Origin of the sequence: Mumia sp. (genome assembly GCF_028803055.1) — a bacterium.
Classification (GTDB): domain Bacteria; phylum Actinomycetota; class Actinomycetes; order Propionibacteriales; family Nocardioidaceae; genus Mumia.
Map to the genome: position 1 here is coordinate 1 of NZ_JARBCJ010000324.1, position 1,898 is coordinate 1,898.

At 73.4% G+C, this 1,898-nt stretch carries 2 protein-coding genes; both read left to right on the top strand.

Features of this window, described 5'->3' with window-relative positions; genetic code table 11:
- Positions 1–676, top strand: a 676-nt coding sequence (locus PV363_RS17610; RefSeq protein ID WP_301023065.1) for a bacterial transcriptional activator domain-containing protein, incomplete at its 5' end; no start/stop codon positions are given.
- A gap of 43 nt (positions 677–719) precedes the next feature.
- On the top strand, positions 720–1,898 hold a 1,179-nt coding region (locus PV363_RS17615; protein WP_301023066.1), incomplete at its 3' end, for a conjugal transfer protein.

Sequence of the window (1,898 nt, forward strand, 5' to 3'; positions counted from 1 at the left end):
GGAGACGATTGCCTACCTGGCCCTGCGCGAGTCGGCTGTCGACCGCGAGGACCTCGAGATCAGCCTCTTCCCGCACGGGGCCAATGCCGCGAAGACCATCTACAACACGGTCAGTTCGGCCCGGGCGCTCGTCGGCGACGCCCTGTTCCCGCCGTCGGGGAACGGCCGTTACGAGCTGACGCCGGCGGTCGTGACCGACTACGGCCTGTTCTGCGAGCTGGTCGCCATCGCGGACGACATCGAGGACGCCCAGATCGCCGCCGACGTCCTCTCCGACGCACTGGCCCTCGTCCGCGGCGAACCCTTCACCGGCGCGGGCCGGGGTTACGCCTGGGTCGGTCCGCACCGCGGCATGATCGTCACCCAGGTCGTCGACGCGGCCGAGGAGCTGGCCGAGGTGCGCCTGGCCACGGGCGACTGGCGCTCGGCGGAGTGGGCAGCGCGCCAGGGCCTGCGGGCGTTCCCGAGCGACGAGCGCATGTACCGCCTCCTCATGCGGACGGCGCGCGCGGCCGGCAACCTTCCGGGCGTGCAGCGCGTGTTCCGCGAGCTGTGCGACGTGCTGGCCGACCCCGATCTGGGGGCCGAGCCCGAGGACACCGTCCACCCCGAGACGATCGATCTGCTCGAAGAGCTGACGGGCGCCGTGCCCCGCCGCGGGCGGATGGGAGCCTGACCCGCGCTGCGCTTTCGCGCGGCCGCCCGCGCATCTCGGTCGCGTGAGGCTCACTCGGAATCCCGACAAGCGACGCGAGGCCGGCAGGGGGCCGACGGAGGGCTGGCCCGATCCGGGCACGTCGCCCCCCGAGGTCGAGCTCCTCGGCGGCGGCGACACCGTCCTGTCCACCGCGTACGGCGTCTCGCCCGTCCGGCCGCTGGCGCAGCTCGCGGCGCGGGTCGGCCTGTGGGGCGCCGTGGGTATCGGTGTGGTCGGCGGGCTCGTCGGGATCCTGCGACCGCCGGTCCAGCAGGTCGAGGCCGTGGCCGAGCAGTCCGACGACGACACCGTCGTGCCTGCCCCGGTGGCCGGCGTCGCCGAGCTGGTCGTGCAGGAGTGGCTCACCGTCGACGACGACCGTGAGGACGAGGTGATCGAGGCGCTGTTCGTCGAGCCCCCCGACGCACTCGGGGCCAGCCAGGGCAATCTCGCCGTCGGGCGGGTGACCACCGTGAGCGGTGAGGCGCGGCACGAGGGCTACTGGGCGGTCACGGTGGCTGCCGAGGTGACCGAGTCGATCCCGCTCCCCGAGGGGGAGCCCGGCGATGCCGGTGACGGTCTCGAGCACGTCGGGACCACCTGGTTCGTCGAGGTGGCGATCGTTGGTGACACGGACGGCCGGCTGGCGGCTCTCACCACTCCCGCGATCGTGCCGCCTCCCCCCGAGGTCGTCACGGGTTGGTACGCCAGCACCGACAGGCCCCGCCCTGCGGAGGAGGGTCCGTTGACGACAGCGGTCGAGGGCTTCCTGGGTGCGCTGCTCGCGGGCGGAGGCGATCCGTCCCGCTACCTCGCTCCGGGCGGCGAGTTGTCGGCCGTGAGCCCTGTCCCGTTCGTCGAGGTGAGGCTCGTGCAGATGAGCGCGGACGACCTCGGTGACGGTCGGACGCGGGTGCTGGCGGAGATCGACGCCACCACGAGAGGCGGCACGACGACCCGCTTGACCTACGAGATCGTGCTCGAGGAGTGGGCCGATCGCTGGGAGATCACCCAGTTCTCCGGGGCGCCGACCCTGCTCGTGGGCGAGCCTCCTCCCGAGGATGCCGACGACGCCGACGACGAGGAGGCACCGGGCGGCGGGGTACCCGGCGACGGTGAGACCCCGGACGACCAGGCTCCGGCCGACAGCGGGGCCACACCCGACGACGAGGCTCCGGCCGAGCGCGACGGCGGGGACGTG